Here is a 17,134-nt window from a genome sequence, read left to right as displayed (position 1 = left end):
CAACTGGCAGTTGGCCGATGAGCCCCGGCAGGCCATCCACCAGGCGGCGCACGCGGATTCTTCCGGGCGCCGTCTGGTGGATGCTGGGCAAGATCGGCGGTGGGATCTTCGTGCTCTGGGCCGTGGCCACCGCGATCTTCTTCGGCATCCGGATGATTCCCGGGGATCCTGCCGAGGCGATCATGGGCGGGCCCGGCTCGCAGGCCTCCGCCGAGGCACTGGCTTTGGCACGCACCGAGTACGGACTTGACCAGCCCTTGGCCGTGCAGTATTTCTCCCAGCTGTGGCGCCTGGCCACCGGGGACCTAGGCACCTCGTACTCACTGAAGTCCCCGGTTGCCGAGGTCCTTCGCGAGCTGGTTCCACCGACGCTCACCCTGGCCGTTTTGGCGCTGCTTGTCGCCTGGGTGCTGGCACTGGTTCTTGCAGTGCTCTCCACACGCAGCGGTGCACTGGGCGCCGTGCTCGCATCCGGGCTGGAAATCGTCTCGGCCGCCGTGCCGCACTTCTGGCTGGCCAGCGTGATGATCATGCTCTTTGCCACCACCTTGGGGTGGCTGCCGCCGGTGAGCACCAGCTCCGCCGCAGGCCTGGTGATGCCGGTGGCCACTTTGGCCCTGCCGCTGGCTGGATTCCTGGGCCAGGTCATGCGCGACACCATGGACGATGCCCACCATTCCTCCTTTGCGCTCTCTGCCCGGGCCCGGGGCGAATCCGAGACCGGGGTGCTGCTGCGCCATTCGATCCGCCATGCGGCACTTCCCGGCATCGCACTCTCCGGCTGGGCGTTTGGTTCGTTGCTCTCCGGTGCCGTCGTTGTCGAATCCATTTTCGCCAGGCCAGGGCTGGGGCGTTCGCTGCTCTCGGCGGTCTCCGCCCGCGACATTCCGCTGGTCACCGGCGTGGCACTGCTTTCCGCCGCCGCCTACGTGGTGATCATGGCCTTTTCGGATATCGCCGAGAAGCTGGCCGACCCCAGGATGGCAGGCTCATGAGCGTCCCCGACAATTCCCGCACGACCGGGGACCTGGTGCTTGTCCAACATGCCGCCCGGATCACCGCCCGCCTCCCCTTGCTGCTCTCCGCTGCGGTACTTGCCTTCTTCATCCTGGCGGCGATCACCCCGGGCCTGCTGGCACCCTTCGACCCGTTGGCCATCAACCCCGCCGATGCTTTCTGTGCCCCCGGGCCGGGCCACCTGCTGGGCACCGACGAATCCGGGCGGGACATCTACTCGCGCATCATCCACGGTGCCCGCCCCTCGTTGCTGATCGGCGCCGCCGCCACGGTGATAGGCCTGGGACTGGCCCTGGTGCTGGGCACCGTTGCCGGTTTTGGCGGCAAGTGGCTGGACTTCGGGGTAGGACGCGTCCTTGAAGTGCTCTTTGCCCTGCCAGGGCTGCTGCTGGCGTTGGTGTTCATTGCGCTTGCCGGTCCGGGTGTGGGGACCACGGTGGTTGCCGTGGGGCTGACCACCGCGCCCGGATATGCGCGGATGATCCGCGCGCAGATCATCGCGCTGCGCACCTCGCCCATGGTCGAGGCCGCCACGGTGCTGGGGCGCAGCCGCGCCGGGATACTTCGAACCCACATCTTGCCCAATGCCCTGGCCCCGCTGGCGGTGCTGGGCACCCTGGGTCTGGGCCAGGCGGTGGTCTGGGCCGCTTCGCTGAGTTTCCTGGGACTTGGCGCTCCGCCCCCGGCCCCCGAGTGGGGTGCGATGCTCTCGGCAGGACGCACCTACCTCGCGCTGGCCTGGTGGATGACGTTCTTCCCCGGCCTGGCCATCGTGCTGGTCGCCGCTGCCTCCACCGTGCTCTCACGCGCCCTGAAAACCGCAGGCGCACGATGAGGCCAAGCCAATCCCCGGTGTTGCGGGTTCAGAACCTCACTGTTTCCTTCGGGTCCACTCGGGTGCTGGAGAATGTCTCCTTCACGGTGGACCCCGGCCAGGCGCTGGCGTTGGTGGGTGAATCGGGCTCGGGCAAGTCGGTGACCGCGCGCTCGCTGATCGGGTTGGCCGGCCGCGGCGCCCTCGTGCGTGCCGACGCGCTGGAGATCTCCGGTGTCGATGCCCGATCCTTCTCGGCGAACACCTGGCGCAAGGTGCGCGGCAAGTCCGTCGGCTTCATCCTGCAAGATGCCCTGACCTCGTTGGATCCGCTGCGCAAGATCGGCAAGGAGATCGATGACGCGCTGCGCCTGCACGGCACAGGCTCCGGCGCGGCGCGGGCGGCCCGGGTTCTGCGGTTGCTGGAGTCCGTGGGGTTGGATGAGCCGGCCCGTCGTGCCGCCCAACGCTCGGGCGAGCTCTCCGGGGGCATGCGCCAGCGCGCGCTGATCGCCTCGGCCATAGCGATGGACCCGGCACTGCTCATTGCCGACGAGCCGACGACCGCACTGGATGCCACGATCGCCGCCCAAGTGTTGGACCTGCTGGGGCGGCTGCGGGCCGCGGGCTCCGGCATGTTGCTGATCAGCCACGATCTGGCCACGGTGGCCAAGGTCGCCGATTCCATTGCCGTGATGCAGGGCGGACGCATTGTTGAATCCGGGCCGACCGCGCAGCTCCTCACCGATCCGCAGCATCCCTACACGCGTGCACTGCTGGCCGCGGTGCCGGCCGGCAAGCCTCGCTTCGCACCGTTGTCCCCCGCATCGGCGGCTGCGGAGCAACATGGCATCCCGGCGATTTCCGGAGTGGAGGCCTCCGGGGTTCCGGTGCTTGAAGCCCGCTCGCTGTCCAAGCGCTTCCCGGTTCCCGGGGGCAACGACTTCCAGGCAGTGAAAGACGTCGACTTCGAGCTGCACCCGGGACGCACCCTTGGTGTCGTGGGCGAATCCGGTTCCGGGAAGACCACCACGGCACGCATGGCACTGGGCCTGCTGAACCCGGATGCCGGAAGTGTCCAGTTCCTTGGCGAGCCATGGAGCCAGGTGTCCGAGTCCCAGCGGCGCACCCGCCGGCGCGAACTGGGCGCCATCTACCAGGACCCGCTTTCCTCGTTCGACCCACGATTGTCCGCCGGCGCGTTACTGGCCGATGCCCTGAGTTTCGGGGCAACCCGTTCTGCGAGCAAGCATTCCGCGCGGATCACCGAGCTGCTTTCGCTGGTGGGCCTAGATGCCGGGTTGGCAAACCGGAACCCGGTGACACTCTCGGGAGGCCAGCGCCAGCGCCTGGCGATTGCCCGGGCGCTGGCCCCGAATCCACGGGTGCTGATCTGCGACGAGCCGGTCTCCGCCCTTGATGTTTCCGTCCAGGCTCAGGTGCTCGATTTGCTGGACCGGCTGCAGCAGCAGCTGGGATTGAGCTATCTGTTGATCTCCCACGACCTCTCCGTGATCAGGCACATGAGCGATTCGGTACTGGTGATGCAAGCAGGGCAGATCGTTGAGTCGGGCCCCACCGAGTCCGTGTTCAGCGCACCGGTGCACCCGTACACCCGCGCCCTGCTTGCCGCGGCACCGCGGCTTTCAACTGGGAGCTGAGCACGATAGCCGCATTGATTGCCGCTGATGCCCAAGGCCCGGTGCTGGCCGCGCACCGCATGGACATCGGGCTTCATCGACAACCATACTGGGAGCTGAAGGCAACGTCGCCGGCGTTGTCCGATTGTGCAGTTCTCGTTGTTCTGCGTTTCACCCAGGTCCCAATCCTCGAACCCCATGGAGGGGAGGCACGTTGTCTCATTTAGCGCAACCGCGGCGAAGCTTCCTGCCCTTGGTCAAGCGCTGGGCCACTGAGCTGAGCGGCTGGTTGCTCATCACGTTGGGCGTAGCTGCCTTGATTCTTCCCGGTCCCGGCCTGCTGTTCCTTGTCGCGGGATTCGCACTGCTCTCGATGCAGTACAAATGGGCCAAGCGGATCCTGCGGCCGGTGAAGTCCAGGGCCTTCCATCTCGCCGCCAAGGGAGTGCAAACCTGGCCACGGATCGCGCTGAGCACTCTCGGCGCGCTGGCCGTGTCTAGCATCGGCATCCTCTGGGGCATCGGATTTCCCGAACCGGCGTGGTGGCCGATTTCGAGCCGTTGGTGGCTGCCGGGCGGATGGGGAACCGGGGTCACGTTGATTTCCTCCGGCGCCTTGGCAATCGGCTTGATCGTCTATAGCTTCCACCGTTTCCGTGGCCACAAGGTCTTCGATGACGTCGCTGTATCCCCGGCCCGGACGCCGTGAACATGACGGTCCCGGGCCAGCTGCTCTGCCACGGCACGGACAGGGCTCCCCTTCGAGACCCTCCGATACCGTAGCCGGCGGTAGTCTGGGTCCATGGAAACCGGGATCCGGAACTTGCGGCTCGCCACGGGCACCCAAGTGCCTTGCTTGGTGCACGGAGAGGCGGATGCGCCGCCGCTTTTGTTGTTGCATCCCTGGGGCGAGTCCCATCGTCGCTTTGATCGTCTGGTGCCCCGCGTTCCAGGCTTCCGGGTCTACGCGCCGGACCTCCGTGGGCAGGGAAACGCGGACAAACCCCTGGACGGATATTCCTTGAAGGGGCAGGCTGGCGATGCCGCCGCAATACTGGACGCGTTGGAGGTATCCAGGGCATTCGTGCTTGGTTCCTCCAGCGGTGGCTACGACGGGCAACAATTGGCTGCCGACCATCCGGGCCACGTAGCAGCATGATACTGGTGGGCACGCCCTTGAGCCTGCACGGCCGATCTGAATTCGCCGAGGTGATCCACCGTCTCACCGATCCCGTAACAGAAGAATGGGTCAGGAATTTTCTTTCCGGCTTTCCCTTGGCACATAGGGTTCCCGGATGGTTCTTCGATGACCGGGTGCGGGAGGGCGCTGCAATGCCGGCACACGCCTGCAAGGCCATTTTCAACGGCCTGTGCACGGCCCCGCCCCCGACCGAGTCCGGAACCATCGATTCCCCCACCCTGCTTTTGTGGGGCGCCCGTGACGGAGCGTTTTCGATCAAGGAACAGGAAACACTGGCAGGGCGCATCGCCGGGGCGAAGCTGAAGGTCTACCCGGACGCCGGACACTTGGTTCTGTGGGAATACCCGGAACGCGTGGCACAGCATACGACGGCGTTTCTTGGTGCACTCCACTGAGTCACTGCATCGATTACCGCCAAGGGCCGGAGTCTCTTGGCGGCAATGCAGCGGCCGGTCTGCTGTCACAATAACGGCGGGGTCCCCGGATGAGAATCCAGGGACCCCGCCGCGAGGACGACCTACTTGGCTACGGGATCGAGCATGAAATCGTAGGTGGTCTGCACCCCGTTGCCCTCGGCGGCCGGCTGGATATCCAGCAGCAGCTCGGGCTTCACGGCGGTGGCGATGTCGTCGTCGTTGTGCTCGTCGCCCGGGAAGTACAGCTGCGCGGTGAGCAGTTCATGGCCCGGGGCCGAAACCTTCAGGTGCAGGTGGGCCGGGCGCCAGGCGTGCCATCCGGCGGCGGCGATCAGTTGGCCACAGGCGCCGTCGGTCGGGATCTGGTACGGGGCCGGCTGCATCGTCTGGATCTTGAAGTTGCCCTCATCATCGGCGATGAACGTGCCGCGAAGGTTCCACTCGGGGATGCCCGGAGCGAACTGCGAGTAGAAACCGGCCTCGTCGGCGTGCCACAGCTCAACCTTGGCGTTGGACAGCGCGGCGCCGTCGGTGCTGCGGACCTGGCCCTGGAACAGCAGCGGGGTTCCGCTTTCATCCTCGCGCATCGAGATGGTGGCCGGTGAGGCCTGCTCCGGGGCATCGGGAGTGTAGTACGGCCCTTCGATGGAGCCCTTGTTTCCTTCGCGGTGGTCGGTGGCAACATCCTCGACGGAGTGCTCCACCCAGACATCGAGGAACAACGGCCATTCCCCGTCTTCGCCGACCTTGATCAGCCAGGCCTTTAAGGCATTGAACTCCTCGTAGCTCACACGCTCTTCAAGCACGATGTCGTTGGCTGCCTTGATCAGCTTGCTGGCAAGGCGATCGATCCGCTCCGCGTCGGCCGCGACGGTGCTTTTCTTCCCGGACTGGCGGAAGCGGTCGGTGGCTGCGTTGCCTGATGCTGCGGCACTGCCTGCGGTCTCGGTGGTCATGGGTGCTCCTTCGTTCTCCTGCTGGAGGGATCTTTCATCGGATGTCGGACCACAATTTGCGTGATCGTCATCACGGTGCTGCTCTATGCATCCAATCTATGTGGGTTATTGGAAGGAGGGAAATACTTCTTTTACACCCATTGAGACGCCCTGCGTCTTGGTCGATGTCAGGTCCGTGAAGCAGCCACGCACTGTGTGCACACCCGTTCCACGTTGCGCGCCTTCAAGGTGCCTCGAACGGGGAGCTACTCAGCGGATGGAGTTCGGGTGTTTTGCCAGCGGCGTGACCTTGATACTCATGTACGGGTACATCGGAAAGCCGCTGAGTATCGCGTGCAGCTCGTCGTTCGAGTCAACGTCAAACAGCGAGTGGTTGGCATACTCCCCAACGATGCGCCAGATACCTGCCATCTTGCCGCTGTTTTGCAGTTGGCCGGAGTATTCCTTCTCCCGGACCTGAAAGTCATCGATCTGCTCTTTGGTCAGATGTGCCGGAAAAGCTACGTCCATGCGGGCAAGGAACAACATGTATCCTCCTGGATTGGTGGTGTCTTACGGTTTAGTTCTGCCGGTACCGGGCGAGCTTGTCTTCATCGATGCCCGCACCGACTCCCGGGATGTCGCGCACCGAGATCCTGCCTGCGCTGATGGTGATGGGATCGGCCAGCAGGTCATCGGACATGTCCAGGAAGTTGGAGAGCTCCCCTGCCCGGCGGGTGGTGGCCTCGTGGGCCGCACCGAAGGACACGGTGGCCAGCGAACCGACCTGGGTGTCGATCTGGTTTCCCATCGTGACATCCACTCCGAGGCCGGTGCACAGCCCCAGGATCTGTTGGGCTTCGGTGAATCCGCTACGGGCGGTCTTGATGCAGATCGCGTTCGATCCCCCGGAGAGCAATTCACGTGAAACGTCCCCTGCAGTGGGCACCGATTCGTCGCCCACGATGGGGATCGGCGACTTCTCCACCAGCCGGCGCCGGCTCATGGCCTCCTTCGCGTCGCAAGGCTCTTCGAGCATGGTCAGCCCCAGCCCTTCGGTGCGGCGCAGGACCTCCATGGCCTCGTTGGCGCTCCAGCCGCGGTTGGCATCCAGATAGAGCTCCACCTCCGGTCCAAGTCCGTTGCGCAAGACATGGCATGCTTCGATGTCCAGGCCCAGCGGGCGGCGCCCCACCTTCAGCTTGAAGGTGGTGATCCCGTACTCCTGGCCGAACCGCAACGCCTCGTCGAGCAGTTCCTGCGCCGGACGAAAGCCCAGCATGTGGCTCACCCGCATGGAGTCCGTGTATCCGCCCAGTAGTTTGTGAACGGGGGTTCCCAATGCCTTGCCCAGCAGATCCCACAAGGAGATGTCGACGGCTCCCTTGGCCACCTGGTTGTTGACGGTCCGCCCCATCACCTCGTGGACTTTGCCGCGGTCGAAGGGATCGAGCCCGATCAATTGCGGCGCGAAGACCTTCTCGATGATCGTGGTGATCGAGTCCTGTGTCTCGCCATAGGTGTAGGGACGGGGAGGCGCGTCGGCCTCCCCGAGCAGCCCGTCGTCGCAATGGATGCGCACCAGCACATGTTCGGCGTCTGCGACTTCCCCGCTGGCGAACTTGAGCGGGTGGGAATATGGAATCGAATAGGGGATCGCTTCGATGCGTTGGATCTTCACGCCGGGTTTCCTTCCGTGGAGGCTGGAGTGTCAAAGAGGGCCAGGAACTTTCGCAGCAGTACCGTCTCGTTGCCTGACTTCCAGGCCACGGCAAGGTCGACTTCCGGGGCATTGCGCAGCTGGTGGAAAACGATGCCCTGCAGCGCGAACATGCTACGGGCGGTCGGGACCAGCGCGACACCCATCCCCGCGGCAACGAAGGAGAGCAGGGTCGATGTCTCCTTGGCTTCCTGGACGATCCGCGGGCTGAAACCGACCTGGCGGCAGGCGTCGGTGGAGATGACGTTCACCGCCGAGGACAACGGGTAGGCAATAAAGGGTTCCTGGGCCAGCTCGGCGAGATCCAGCAGCCCGCAGGAAGCCAGCTCGTGGTCTTCGGGCAAGGCGAGGATCAATTCGTCCTTCTCCAAGAACTTCAGGCTCAATTGGTTCGAACGGATCGGCGGACGCAATACGGCGACGTCCACACGCTGCTCCTCAAGTGCGTTTTCCATTTCCGGGGTGAGCATTTCACCTTGTACGTTCAGTCGCAGCCCCGGCATGTGGCGCCGGGCCGCTTGCACGATGGTGGGCATCAGCCGGTAGGTCGCAGTGCCGGAGAATCCGACGCGGAGCACTCCGCTGGCCCCCTGCCCCACGAGCTTGACATCCTGCGCGAGTTTGTCGATCTCGGCCAAAAGCAACCGGGCCCGCCCCAGGAGCAGTTCACCGGCAGCGGTGAGGTCGACCTTGCGGGTGGTTCGGATCAGTAGTTGGGTGCCCAGCTGTTCTTCAAGTTGCTTGATCTGCTGGGATAGCGGCGGCTGTGCCATGTGCAGTCGCTGCGCAGCGCGGCCAAAGTGCTTCTCCTCGGCCACCGCAATGAAGTACCGCATCTGACGCACTTCCACATCGTCCACCCTTCCGTTCCATGGGCACCAACGTGCTCCACTGACCAGATTAGGACGAAAAGATTACTTATGGGAAATACATGTTTCGGATCGATTCAGAGCCTGGGGATATCACTGTTCGGAACGCCTAAACGTGCGTGTTGGGCTCCGAGCGAGCAGCGGCAACGAACTCCCGGATCAGGCCGACGTCCTTGGTGCCACGGCTGGACTCGACACCCGACGAGACATCAACCCCGGCCGGTGCCAGTCTATGGACGAGGCCGCCAACGTTGACCGGGTTCAGGCCTCCGGCCAATATCCAGGGGCCGGTCGGCGGGGAAGCCAACAACTCCGAGGTGTCGAAGGTGAGCCCGGCTCCCGGTTCAATGGCATCAAGCAGGATCCGTTCCAACTCCCACCGAACCCGCTCCGATTCCGCCAGTGCCCGGTACCCCTCGAGCGAGAAGGCCCGCAAGGACTTGAATCCCTCGGCGTGCAGGGCCTCGACATCGGAGTAGGGCTCATCGCCATGGAACTGCACCGTCCCCACCCCGGACCGGCGGGCCATGTCAATGACCGTCTCAAGGGGCTGGTTGCGAAAGACACCGACGGTTTCCACCCGTGCCGGCACGTTGGCCACCAGGGCCTTGGCCAGCTCGGGGGCAACGGTGCGCGGGCTGCCGGGGGCAAAGACGAAGCCGACGGCATTGGCGCCGGCATCAACGGCCGCTGCCAGGGTCTCTGGCGCGCTGAGCCCACAGATCTTCACGTACAGCCCGTCCATAAATCGTTTCCCTTATCTCCCGAGAGGTAGTTACCCCTCCCAATGCTACTTGTCCGTGCGCTCGCTGGGCATCAGCGTGCGCAGCTGGCGGTATTCGTTGCTCTGCATGATCTTTCTGGCATCTTCGAGGCTCACGTGGTCCTGGTCGTATCCAAGCATCTTGGGGAAGGCCTCGGTGCTGATCATGCGGCTGGTGAAGTCATCACGCGAATAAAAGACGCTCCACATGGGGCGTTCGTGGCGTCGGTTGGTCGATGCGGTGTCGTTGAGCATCAGGAGGACCTTTTGCTGCTGTTTCTTGCCGGTGACGTCGATGGCTATGTGTTCGAAGACCACCTCGGCGGGCTGGCTGAACCAAAATCCTTCGGGGTCCGTTCCAGGATGGTGCGGGTGTGACGTCCCTTGTGGCGATCTGAGTCGTCCTTGGGATCCGCACGGAATTGCGCAATCATTTGGTCTCTTGGGATGTGGATGCCACATGTGGTGTGGCACTCTTCCCTCTGCCTGCATCCATGGCAGGGATGGGCCTTGATTTCCCAGTCGGCCGGGTGCTTGAAACTCAGGCCATTGGTGCTGAAGCTCTTCCAGCCGGCGGTGTCCGTATCGCCATCAGGGCCATCGCTGCCAGTGGCCGAAACCGGGGAGTTCGCGGAGGCGTTCGACGACGTTTCCCCGGGGAAACGGATTCGCGCGCGCTACTCGGTGCCGGCGGCGTGGTATCCGAACAACCGGTCAGCAAGGTGAATCCCAGCACCGAGACGAGAGCCATCGCACGCACCGAGGAACCCAAACGTGCGGGGCGCGAGATGGCGGGGTTTGTGCTCATAGTGTTTCCCCTTGGAGGCGGTATCGCGTCCACTGTGCCTCAGCCCGCTCCCGCTTGCCAAGAGGCACCTTCGGTGCCGCGCGGGATCCGTCCCGCGCGCCACCGAGAGCCCGCAGGACCATGCAGATCGGCGGATCAGTCCAGCAGCAGCGCCGGTTCCTGCATGATCGAGGCGACGTCGGCCATGAACCGTGCCGAAAGGTCCCCGTCTACCACGCGGTGGTCGAAGGAGCCACCCAGCGTGGTGATCCAGCGGGGAACGACCTGTCCGTCGATGACCCATGGTTTCTGGCGGATCGTGCCGAAGGCCACGATTGCCACTTCGCCGGGGTTGATGATCGGGGTACCGGTGTCGATTCCCAGCACTCCGATATTGGTGATCGTCAGGGTGCCGCCGGTCATGTCTGCCGGGGAGGTCTTTCCTGCGCGGGCGGTGGCTGCCAGCTCGTTGAGTTCGATCGCCAGTTCGCGCATCGAGAGGTTCTGGGCGTTCTTCAGGTTCGGGACGATCAGTCCGCGAGGGGTCGCGGCGGCAATGCCCAGGTTCATGAAGTGCTTGACCTGGATCTCGGCCCCGTTTCCGGTTTCCACCCAGGAGGCGTTCACCGAAGGGTTGCGTGCCGCGGCCCAGATGACGGCCTTGGCCAGCACCAGCAGCGGGGAAACGCGGATGCCCTCGAAGTCGCGGCTCTTCTTGAGCCGGGCGACGTATTCCATGGTCCGGGAGGCATCGACGTCGACGAAGATCGATACGTGCGGGGCGCTGAAAGCGGAATCGACCATGGCCTTTGCCGTGGCCTTGCGGATCCCGCGCACCGGGGTGCGTACGATTTGATCGTCCAGTTCCATGCCCTTGGAGGACCAGAACATCGGGGCCGCATCACGTTCGGCCTCGCGCTGTGCGTTGTAGGAGAGCACGTCGTCGCGGGTGATTTCACCTTGGCCGCCCGTGCCGGTGACCTCGGTGAGGTCAACGCCGAGTTCCTTGGCGACCTTGCGTACCGGCGGCTTGGCCAGCACGCGATCCATGAACGCTGCAACGGCAGGCTTCGCCGCGGCGGTCAGCCGGGTGGAGGCCTGACCGATTCCTGCGGCGCGGCGGGAGATGGTGTCTGCCAACGCCGCCGGAACCGCCTGGGCGGGCGGGGTTGCGACGGCACGCTCGGACTTGGCAGGCGCCGGCCGGCCATTGCGGGCGCGGCGCTTGACGGCGTCGGCCTTGGGCCCGGAACCAACCAGCGGGCCTGGGTGCTCGCTGGCGACAGGCGTTTCGGTTTCGGCAACGTCGGCGACTTCGGGGACGTTGGTCATCGGAGCGGGGCCGGAGCCTTCCTCATCCACGGAGAACAGCGGTGCACCCACGGCCAGGGTCTCGCCTTCCGCCCCGTGCAGCTCCTTGACCACTCCCGCGTAGGGGCTGGGCAGCTCAACAAGCGACTTTGCCGTCTCGATCTCGACGAAGACCTGGTTCACGGTCACGGTGTCACCCGGCTTGACTTTCCAACTGACGATTTCGGCCTCGGTGAGGCCTTCGCCGACATCGGGAAGATTGAAGGTGCTCATCGTCTTCACTCCTTGTGAGAAACTATGCTGCTGCGTAGGCGGTGGCGCTGGGGGCACCGACGGGTTAGTAGGCGAAGGACCGGTCGAGTGCTTCGAGGACCTTGTCGATGTCCGGCAAGTATTGTTCCTCGACCTTGGCCACGGGATATGGCATGTGGAAGCCGCCGACACGGATGACGGGGGCCTCCAGGGACAGGAATGCCCGCTCGGAAATCCGGGCGGCAATTTCCCCGCCGATGCCGCCGAAGGTCGGCGCCTCGTGGGTGACGATCAACCGGCCGGTCTTTTCCACCGATTCGGTGATGGTGTCGAAGTCGATCGGGGACACCGAGCGAAGGTCGATGACTTCCACCGAGCGCCCGTCCTCGCGTGCGGCTTCCGCCGCGGCAAGCGCGACGGGAACCAGCGGGCCGTATGTGACGATGGTGGCGTCCTCGCCGGGCCTGATGACCTGGGCGGTGAAGGCATCGGCGGCCGGGTTCCCGGTATCGACTTCCCCCTTGAGCCAGTAGCGGCGCTTGGGCTCGAAGAAGATCACCGGGTCCTGGCACTCCGCCGCCTGCTGGATCATCCAGTAGGCGTCGTGGGCGTTGGACGGGGTCATGATGCGCAATCCCGCGGTGTGTGCGAACAGCGCCTCGGGTGACTCGGAGTGGTGCTCAATGGAGCCAATGCCCCCGCCGTAGGGGATCCGGATGACCACCGGGGCTCCGAATCGGCCCTCGGAGCGGGCACGCATCTTGGCCAGCTGGGTGGTGATCTGGTTGAAGGCGGGGAAGACAAAGCCGTCGAACTGGATCTCGGCGATCGGGCTGTAGCCGCGGATGGCCATCCCGATGCAGGAGCCCACGATTCCGGCTTCACCCAGCGGGGAATCAACGACCCGGTCCGGACCGTAGGTGTCGATCAGCCCGTCGGTCACCCGGTAGACCCCGCCGAGGCGGCCGATGTCCTCCCCGATGAGCAGGGACTTGGGGTTCTTGGCCAGGACCTGGTCGAGTCCGGCGGTGATGGCCTTGGCCAGCGTCATCGTGGTGGTGCTCATCGGGTGGCCTCTTCCTCGGCGGTGTCGGCGAATCCGGCTTCGTACTCCAGGTGCCACTTGAGCTCTTCCTGGATCAGGGGGTGGGCCTCGGCGTAGACGTTGGCGAAGGACTGGGCGAGTTCGGGTTCCGGGAAGGCCATGGCTTCCTCGCGCACCCGTGTCGCCATGTCGTTTCCGTCGATGACGACCTGTTCGAAGAACGCGTCGTCGGCGAGGTTGCTCTCCCGTAGGTGCTTTTCCAGGCGGGTCAGCGGGTCACGGCCGACCCAGGACTCTTCCTCGGCGTCCAGGCGGTACTTGGTCGGGTCATCGGCCGTGGTGTGGGCGCTCATCCGGTAGGTGACCGCCTCGATCAGCACCGGGCCGTTGCCGCGTCGGGCATGCTCCAGCGCCCAGCGGGTCGCTGCCAGCACCGCGATCACATCGTTGCCGTCCACGCGGATCCCGGGGAAGCCGTAGCCTGCCGCGCGTTGGGCCAGCGGCACCTTGGACTGGACGTGGAAGGGAACGGAGATGGCCCACTGGTTGTTCTGGCAGAAGAAGACCACAGGGGCATTGAAGCTGGCGGCAAAGACCATTGATTCATGGACCTCACCCTCAGTGGAGGAACCGTCACCGAAGTATGCGACAACTGCTTCCCCGTCCTTCTCCAAACGCTCGGCGTCCCAGCCTGCCTGGTCGCGCTGCACTGCCATGGCGTAGCCGGTGGCGTGCGGCATCTGTGCCGCCAGCACCATGGTGTACATGTGGAAGTTGTTTTCCCGCGGATCCCATCCGCCATTGGAAATGCCGCGGAAGATCCGCAACATCTGGGGGAAGTCCACGTTGCGTGTCAGCGCGACGCCGTGTTCGCGGTAGGTGGGGAAGATGTAGTCGTTGGGCCGGGTGGCCCGTCCCGAACCGATCTGTGCCGCTTCCTGCCCGCGCAGCGGAACCCAGAGGGCCAATTGGCCCTGGCGCTGCAGCGCCGTGGCCTCTTGATCGAAGCGGCGCGTAAGAGCCATGTCGTGGAAGAACCCACGCAGCATATCCGCATCCACGTCCTGGATGTAGCTGTCGTACTCGGCGTGCGAGCGACGTTCCCCTTCGGGGGTAAGTAGCTGAATCAACGCTTGCTCCGAGGGCTCGTGCACGGTGTTGGTCATACCGAGGGGCGTCCTTACATACATGAAATATGCCTTGTGAGGAATATGTTCCCCATAAGGCATATAGCGGGATTGTCCGTTCAAGCCTAGCGGTGCGTTGTCGCAAAACGCGACTCATCCACCCCTAGGAAAGCAATGAACCCTTTGGATAGTTCCGACAAAGCTCGAGGAACCGGGTATTGGCTTCCACCTCGCCGATCGTCACCCTGATCCCTTCACTGCCGAACGCACGCAACGCCAGGGCTTGTTCCGAGGCCAGCTCCGCGAATTCGGCGGTGCGCTCCCCCAAGGGAAGCCAGACGAAGTTCCCGTCGGAGACCGGGATGTTCCACCCGAGGTCCCTTAGCCCGTCCACCACGCGGGTCCGTTCGTCGACGATTATTTGAACCCTTTCCACAACCTTGTCGTAGTGGGCAAGCGAGGCAACTGCAGCGTCCTCGGCCACAGAGGAGACTGCGAACATGGTTGCAGCGACGCGAATGTAGCTGGTGATCTCCGGGTGGGAGACCGAGTAGCCCACCCGGAGGTTCGCCAGTCCGTGGGCCTTGGAGAAAGTACGCAGGACCACGACATTGGGGTACTTGCGGTAGGCATCGATGCCGTTCACCGCCTGCGGGTCACGCACGAACTCCTGATAGGCCTCGTCAATGACGATCAACACGTTGGAAGGAACGTTGGAGATGAAGTCCTCGACCTCGTCCCGACGCAGTGCTGGGCCCGTGGGGTTGTTCGGGGTGCACAGTAAAATCACGGAAGTGTTCTCGTTGACGGCTGCGGCCATCGCAGCAAGGTCGTGTCGGCCATCGGCCATCAGCGGGACCTGCACCGGCAAGGCGCCTGCAGTTTCCACCACGATCGGGTAGGCCTCGAACGAGCGCCAGGCAAAGACCACTTCGTCTTGCACTCCGTCATCGTCCTGGCCGGCAAAGGTCGCCAGGATCTGGGTCAGAGCCCCCAACGATCCGGCACCGGTGACGATGTCCTCCGCCGGGACAGAAAGGAATTGGGCCAAGGCGTTGCGCAGCTTGGTCGAGAGCGGATCCGGGTATCGGTTGATATCGAGCTGGGCACGTATCGCTTCAACGACTTCAGGTATCGGAGGCAGCGGATTTTCGTTTGACGACAGCTTGAACGCGCTCAGGCCCTGCACCTGGCGCGGCGGTTTGCCCGCCGCGTACTTGGGCATCCGACCAATGATGGTGCGGGGCTGGACCGGATCGAGGGGCACTGGGTTTTCGGTGGTCATGGCATCCACCTTAGCCGTTGCCGCCCCGCACCTACCCCCATGTGGTGCAACGCTTCCTGCCTGTCTTTCGGGATGCCGGTTTCGTTTCCGCCGGGAACGGGAATCCTGTGTCAGGATGGGATTCATGATTGCGTTTATTTTACGAGTGGTGATCAACGCGCTGGCCCTTGCGGCCGCCGCGTGGGTACTTCCCGGCATCACTGTCAGCCCCGCACCGGCCTCGGATGCAACGCTGGGCCTGGTCCTCGCCTACCTGGTGGTGGGCCTCGTCTTCGGACTGGTCAATGCCGTGGTCCGGCCGATCGTGAGTTTGTTGTCCATGCCCATCACATGCTTGACGCTGGGCCTGTTCACCCTGGTCATCAACGCTGCCATGCTGATGTTGACCTCGTGGTTGACCCAGTACCTGCCCATGGGATTGCACGTTGACAACTTCTTCTGGGACGCCATCCTCGGTGCCTTGATCATTTCCATTGTCTCCACTGTCATCGGTTGGCTCACCCCGGCCCGACGCCAGGGCTAGTGCGCCGGGGCGATCCTTTCCAGGCCCTCGCGCTTCGATTCGTTTTTGTTCGGCAGCTTCGCCTTTGGCCGCGGCCGTCGACCCAACTGGAACGTGCGAACCCGACCTTGCCGAGAGCGACCGAAAAGGTTTCCCAGCAGCCCCAGGGATTCAACGACGCCCGGGTCCCCTGAGCCGCGCAGCTCCTTCGCGTGGGATTCGTAGTTCTCCAGCTTGTGGGACTCGCCAAACCCGTCGTTGCCCAACTCCACCGTTCCGTCCGGAGAATCAAAGACGACAGTCAGCCGGTTTCTTTCCTCGGCGTTCGGGCTTCCGTCGGTGCCCGGCACCATGTCCTTCCCGTCCTCCAGTTGCAACGCATGGGTGCCCTTGGGAACGGGTGTCCGGCCGGTCGGGGACCCGAACGTTGACAGGTAGGGAAAACTGAACATCGTGTTCAGGTGCTCATCGTTGACGATGTTTACCGCATGTATCCCACCCTGGCTGTAGCCGGTAACCACCACGCGATCCTCGTCCTTGGCACCTGATTCCCGCAGGGCCTCCTCGATCGAGGGGATAAGGTTCCTCGAGTCGTTGCCCATCGCTTCGACGATGCCTGTTCCGTCCCAAGGGTTGGCCATGCCAGCCCGCGGGCCCTGTCCGATCCTGCGGAAACCTCCTTGTCTCTCTTCGAGCGGGTCGGCTTGGGTACCTGGAATCGTCAGCACGTACAAGTTGTCATGGGGGCCATCGAACCGTGTCACCAGCAGACTGCCCGGTGGCTCACGCTCCGCCAGCTTTTGCAGATCCACCAGGGACTCGACACTCCCGTCGAACTCCACGAAACGTTCCCGCCCCTCGCCAAGGACCTCGATGGGTGCCAGATACAGGAGGTTCTGGCCCTGCAGGAAGTCGGTGAGTTGCGGGTAGAGGCGATCGGCAAGCGGTTCCTCGGTCACGCCACCGTGCTCGATGTCCCGCAACAGCCCAAAGGGCAACCCGAGGAACCGGGGCAGCTGGTTGATCATGTCCTCGGTCGTCAACGTGCGCGGCCGGCCTCCGTTGTTCGCCAGGTCCCACATCACGCCCAACGGCAGCAGGCTCCCGCGCACCGCGTTAATCCCGTAGCCGACCACGGATTCGGTCTGCTCGTAACGCAGTCGCGCGGTGGCGACCTTCGCCGCCAGCGCCCCGGTCTCCCCCGCCCGCACGCCGCAGGCCGCGGCTGCCTCGGCAACGCCGCGCACCGCCTCCAGCACGCGCATCCGCATCATCAGCGTGCCCAACGTCAGCATGGCCGCAGGGAACACCGGTGCCCCCAGCAGGATCGAGGCACCGTCCAGCAGCTCCGCCCCTGCGCCCGTGAGCATGGAAGTGGTTCGTTCGAGCTCGGCGACGGAGAACCTCATCGAGCCCGGCCCACCGCGTACTTCGTATCCCATCCCTGCCC

18 protein-coding genes are annotated in these 17,134 nt (G+C 64.3%); 7 read left to right on the top strand and 11 right to left on the bottom strand.

Annotated features, from left to right (window positions below; all coding sequences use genetic code 11):
• Positions 1-17: 17 nt before the first annotated feature.
• The 6 genes from ABEA12_RS05330 (at position 18) to ABEA12_RS18770 (ending at position 5,067) form a co-directional block, all read left to right on the top strand.
• Entirely contained in the window at positions 18-995 is a 978-nt protein-coding gene (locus ABEA12_RS05330; RefSeq protein WP_210099578.1) for an ABC transporter permease, read from the top strand.
• Positions 992-1,852 carry an ABC transporter permease gene (locus ABEA12_RS05325; RefSeq protein ID WP_210099577.1) on the top strand — a complete coding sequence of 287 codons (861 nt, stop codon included), beginning with the start codon at positions 992-994 and terminating at the stop codon, positions 1,850-1,852. Before ABEA12_RS05330 ends, ABEA12_RS05325 begins: the two co-directional genes overlap by 4 nt.
• Positions 1,849-3,492, top strand: coding sequence for a dipeptide ABC transporter ATP-binding protein (locus ABEA12_RS05320; RefSeq protein WP_210099576.1), 1,644 nt, complete (start codon positions 1,849-1,851; stop codon positions 3,490-3,492). Before ABEA12_RS05325 ends, ABEA12_RS05320 begins: the two co-directional genes overlap by 4 nt.
• Before the next feature lie 193 nt (positions 3,493-3,685).
• The gene (locus ABEA12_RS05315; RefSeq protein ID WP_345466826.1) at positions 3,686-4,180 is read left to right on the top strand and encodes a PGPGW domain-containing protein; all 495 of its coding nucleotides are present in this window, start codon (positions 3,686-3,688) and stop codon (positions 4,178-4,180) included.
• 228 nt (positions 4,181-4,408) lie between these two features.
• Positions 4,409-4,630 carry an alpha/beta fold hydrolase gene (locus tag ABEA12_RS05310; protein WP_345466823.1) on the top strand — a complete coding sequence of 74 codons (222 nt, stop codon included), beginning with the start codon at positions 4,409-4,411 and terminating at the stop codon, positions 4,628-4,630.
• Positions 4,627-5,067, top strand: coding sequence for an alpha/beta fold hydrolase (locus tag ABEA12_RS18770; protein WP_486348717.1), 441 nt, complete (start codon positions 4,627-4,629; stop codon positions 5,065-5,067). The genes ABEA12_RS05310 and ABEA12_RS18770 overlap by 4 nt, the downstream gene beginning before the upstream one ends.
• A 122-nt stretch (positions 5,068-5,189) precedes the next feature.
• Here the strand turns inward: ABEA12_RS18770 and catA are convergent, their stop codons facing one another.
• The 10 genes from catA to ABEA12_RS05255 form a co-directional block, all read right to left on the bottom strand.
• A complete protein-coding gene (gene catA, locus ABEA12_RS05300) occupies positions 5,190-6,044 on the bottom strand; it encodes a catechol 1,2-dioxygenase (RefSeq protein WP_210099575.1) in 855 nt (284 codons plus the stop codon).
• A 249-nt stretch (positions 6,045-6,293) separates the two neighbouring features.
• Positions 6,294-6,572, bottom strand: a complete 279-nt coding sequence (gene catC, locus ABEA12_RS05295; protein WP_210099574.1) for a muconolactone Delta-isomerase — start codon at positions 6,570-6,572, stop codon at positions 6,294-6,296.
• Between the two features lie 31 nt (positions 6,573-6,603).
• Positions 6,604-7,704, bottom strand: a complete 1,101-nt coding sequence (locus tag ABEA12_RS05290; RefSeq protein ID WP_210099573.1) for an enolase C-terminal domain-like protein — start codon at positions 7,702-7,704, stop codon at positions 6,604-6,606.
• Complete coding sequence (locus tag ABEA12_RS05285) at positions 7,701-8,603, bottom strand: LysR substrate-binding domain-containing protein (RefSeq protein ID WP_345466815.1); 903 nt, start codon at positions 8,601-8,603, stop codon at positions 7,701-7,703. Before ABEA12_RS05285 ends, ABEA12_RS05290 begins: the two co-directional genes overlap by 4 nt.
• A gap of 118 nt (positions 8,604-8,721) precedes the next feature.
• The gene (locus ABEA12_RS05280) at positions 8,722-9,357 is read right to left on the bottom strand and encodes a phosphoribosylanthranilate isomerase (protein ID WP_210099572.1); all 636 of its coding nucleotides are present in this window, start codon (positions 9,355-9,357) and stop codon (positions 8,722-8,724) included.
• 45 nt (positions 9,358-9,402) lie between these two features.
• Entirely contained in the window at positions 9,403-9,693 is a 291-nt protein-coding gene (locus ABEA12_RS05275; protein WP_210099571.1) for a hypothetical protein, read from the bottom strand.
• A gap of 625 nt (positions 9,694-10,318) precedes the next feature.
• Complete coding sequence (locus ABEA12_RS05270) at positions 10,319-11,746, bottom strand: dihydrolipoamide acetyltransferase family protein (protein WP_210099570.1); 1,428 nt, start codon at positions 11,744-11,746, stop codon at positions 10,319-10,321.
• Between the two features lie 64 nt (positions 11,747-11,810).
• Complete coding sequence (locus ABEA12_RS05265) at positions 11,811-12,791, bottom strand: alpha-ketoacid dehydrogenase subunit beta (protein ID WP_210099569.1); 981 nt, start codon at positions 12,789-12,791, stop codon at positions 11,811-11,813.
• On the bottom strand, positions 12,788-13,936 hold the full coding sequence (gene pdhA / locus ABEA12_RS05260; protein ID WP_210099568.1) for a pyruvate dehydrogenase (acetyl-transferring) E1 component subunit alpha: 1,149 nt from the start codon (positions 13,934-13,936) through the stop codon (positions 12,788-12,790). The genes ABEA12_RS05265 and pdhA overlap by 4 nt, the downstream gene beginning before the upstream one ends.
• Before the next feature lie 124 nt (positions 13,937-14,060).
• Positions 14,061-15,182: a histidinol-phosphate transaminase gene (locus ABEA12_RS05255; protein ID WP_210099567.1), complete on the bottom strand. Its 1,122-nt coding sequence runs from the start codon at positions 15,180-15,182 to the stop codon at positions 14,061-14,063.
• 124 nt (positions 15,183-15,306) lie between these two features.
• On the opposite strand from ABEA12_RS05255, the gene ABEA12_RS05250 reads away from it, so the two are divergent.
• Positions 15,307-15,705, top strand: a complete 399-nt coding sequence (locus ABEA12_RS05250; RefSeq protein WP_210099566.1) for a phage holin family protein — start codon at positions 15,307-15,309, stop codon at positions 15,703-15,705.
• Here the strand turns inward: ABEA12_RS05250 and ABEA12_RS05245 are convergent.
• A complete protein-coding gene (locus ABEA12_RS05245) occupies positions 15,702-17,126 on the bottom strand; it encodes an alpha/beta hydrolase family protein (RefSeq protein WP_210099565.1) in 1,425 nt (474 codons plus the stop codon). The two genes, ABEA12_RS05250 and ABEA12_RS05245, sit on opposite strands and share 4 nt — an antisense overlap.
• Between the last annotated feature and the right edge of the window lie 8 nt (positions 17,127-17,134).

This window comes from Paeniglutamicibacter antarcticus (genome assembly GCF_039544305.1).
GTDB classification, from domain to species: Bacteria; Actinomycetota; Actinomycetes; order Actinomycetales; family Micrococcaceae; genus Paeniglutamicibacter; species Paeniglutamicibacter antarcticus_C.
The sequence above is the reverse complement of the archived record's forward strand: the minus strand, read 5'-3'. Positions and strand labels throughout refer to the sequence as shown.

Excerpts from the sequence above, each read along its gene's own strand:
- ABEA12_RS05325 (WP_210099577.1), top strand. The coding sequence starts at position 992 with ATGAGCGTCCCCGACAATTCCCGCACGACCGGGGACCTGGTGCTTGTC.
- ABEA12_RS05330 (WP_210099578.1), top strand. The coding sequence starts at position 18 with ATGAGCCCCGGCAGGCCATCCACCAGGCGGCGCACGCGGATTCTTCCG.
- catC (WP_210099574.1), bottom strand. The coding sequence starts at position 6,572 with ATGTTGTTCCTTGCCCGCATGGACGTAGCTTTTCCGGCACATCTGACC.
- ABEA12_RS05245 (WP_210099565.1), bottom strand. The coding sequence starts at position 17,126 with ATGGGATACGAAGTACGCGGTGGGCCGGGCTCGATGAGGTTCTCCGTC.
- ABEA12_RS05250 (WP_210099566.1), top strand. The coding sequence starts at position 15,307 with ATGATTGCGTTTATTTTACGAGTGGTGATCAACGCGCTGGCCCTTGCG.
- catA (WP_210099575.1), bottom strand. The coding sequence starts at position 6,044 with ATGACCACCGAGACCGCAGGCAGTGCCGCAGCATCAGGCAACGCAGCC.
- ABEA12_RS05265 (WP_210099569.1), bottom strand. The coding sequence starts at position 12,791 with ATGAGCACCACCACGATGACGCTGGCCAAGGCCATCACCGCCGGACTC.
- ABEA12_RS05280 (WP_210099572.1), bottom strand. The coding sequence starts at position 9,357 with ATGGACGGGCTGTACGTGAAGATCTGTGGGCTCAGCGCGCCAGAGACC.
- pdhA (WP_210099568.1), bottom strand. The coding sequence starts at position 13,936 with ATGACCAACACCGTGCACGAGCCCTCGGAGCAAGCGTTGATTCAGCTA.
- ABEA12_RS05270 (WP_210099570.1), bottom strand. The coding sequence starts at position 11,746 with ATGAGCACCTTCAATCTTCCCGATGTCGGCGAAGGCCTCACCGAGGCC.
- ABEA12_RS18770 (WP_486348717.1), top strand. The coding sequence starts at position 4,627 with ATGATACTGGTGGGCACGCCCTTGAGCCTGCACGGCCGATCTGAATTC.
- ABEA12_RS05320 (WP_210099576.1), top strand. The coding sequence starts at position 1,849 with ATGAGGCCAAGCCAATCCCCGGTGTTGCGGGTTCAGAACCTCACTGTT.
- ABEA12_RS05255 (WP_210099567.1), bottom strand. The coding sequence starts at position 15,182 with ATGACCACCGAAAACCCAGTGCCCCTCGATCCGGTCCAGCCCCGCACC.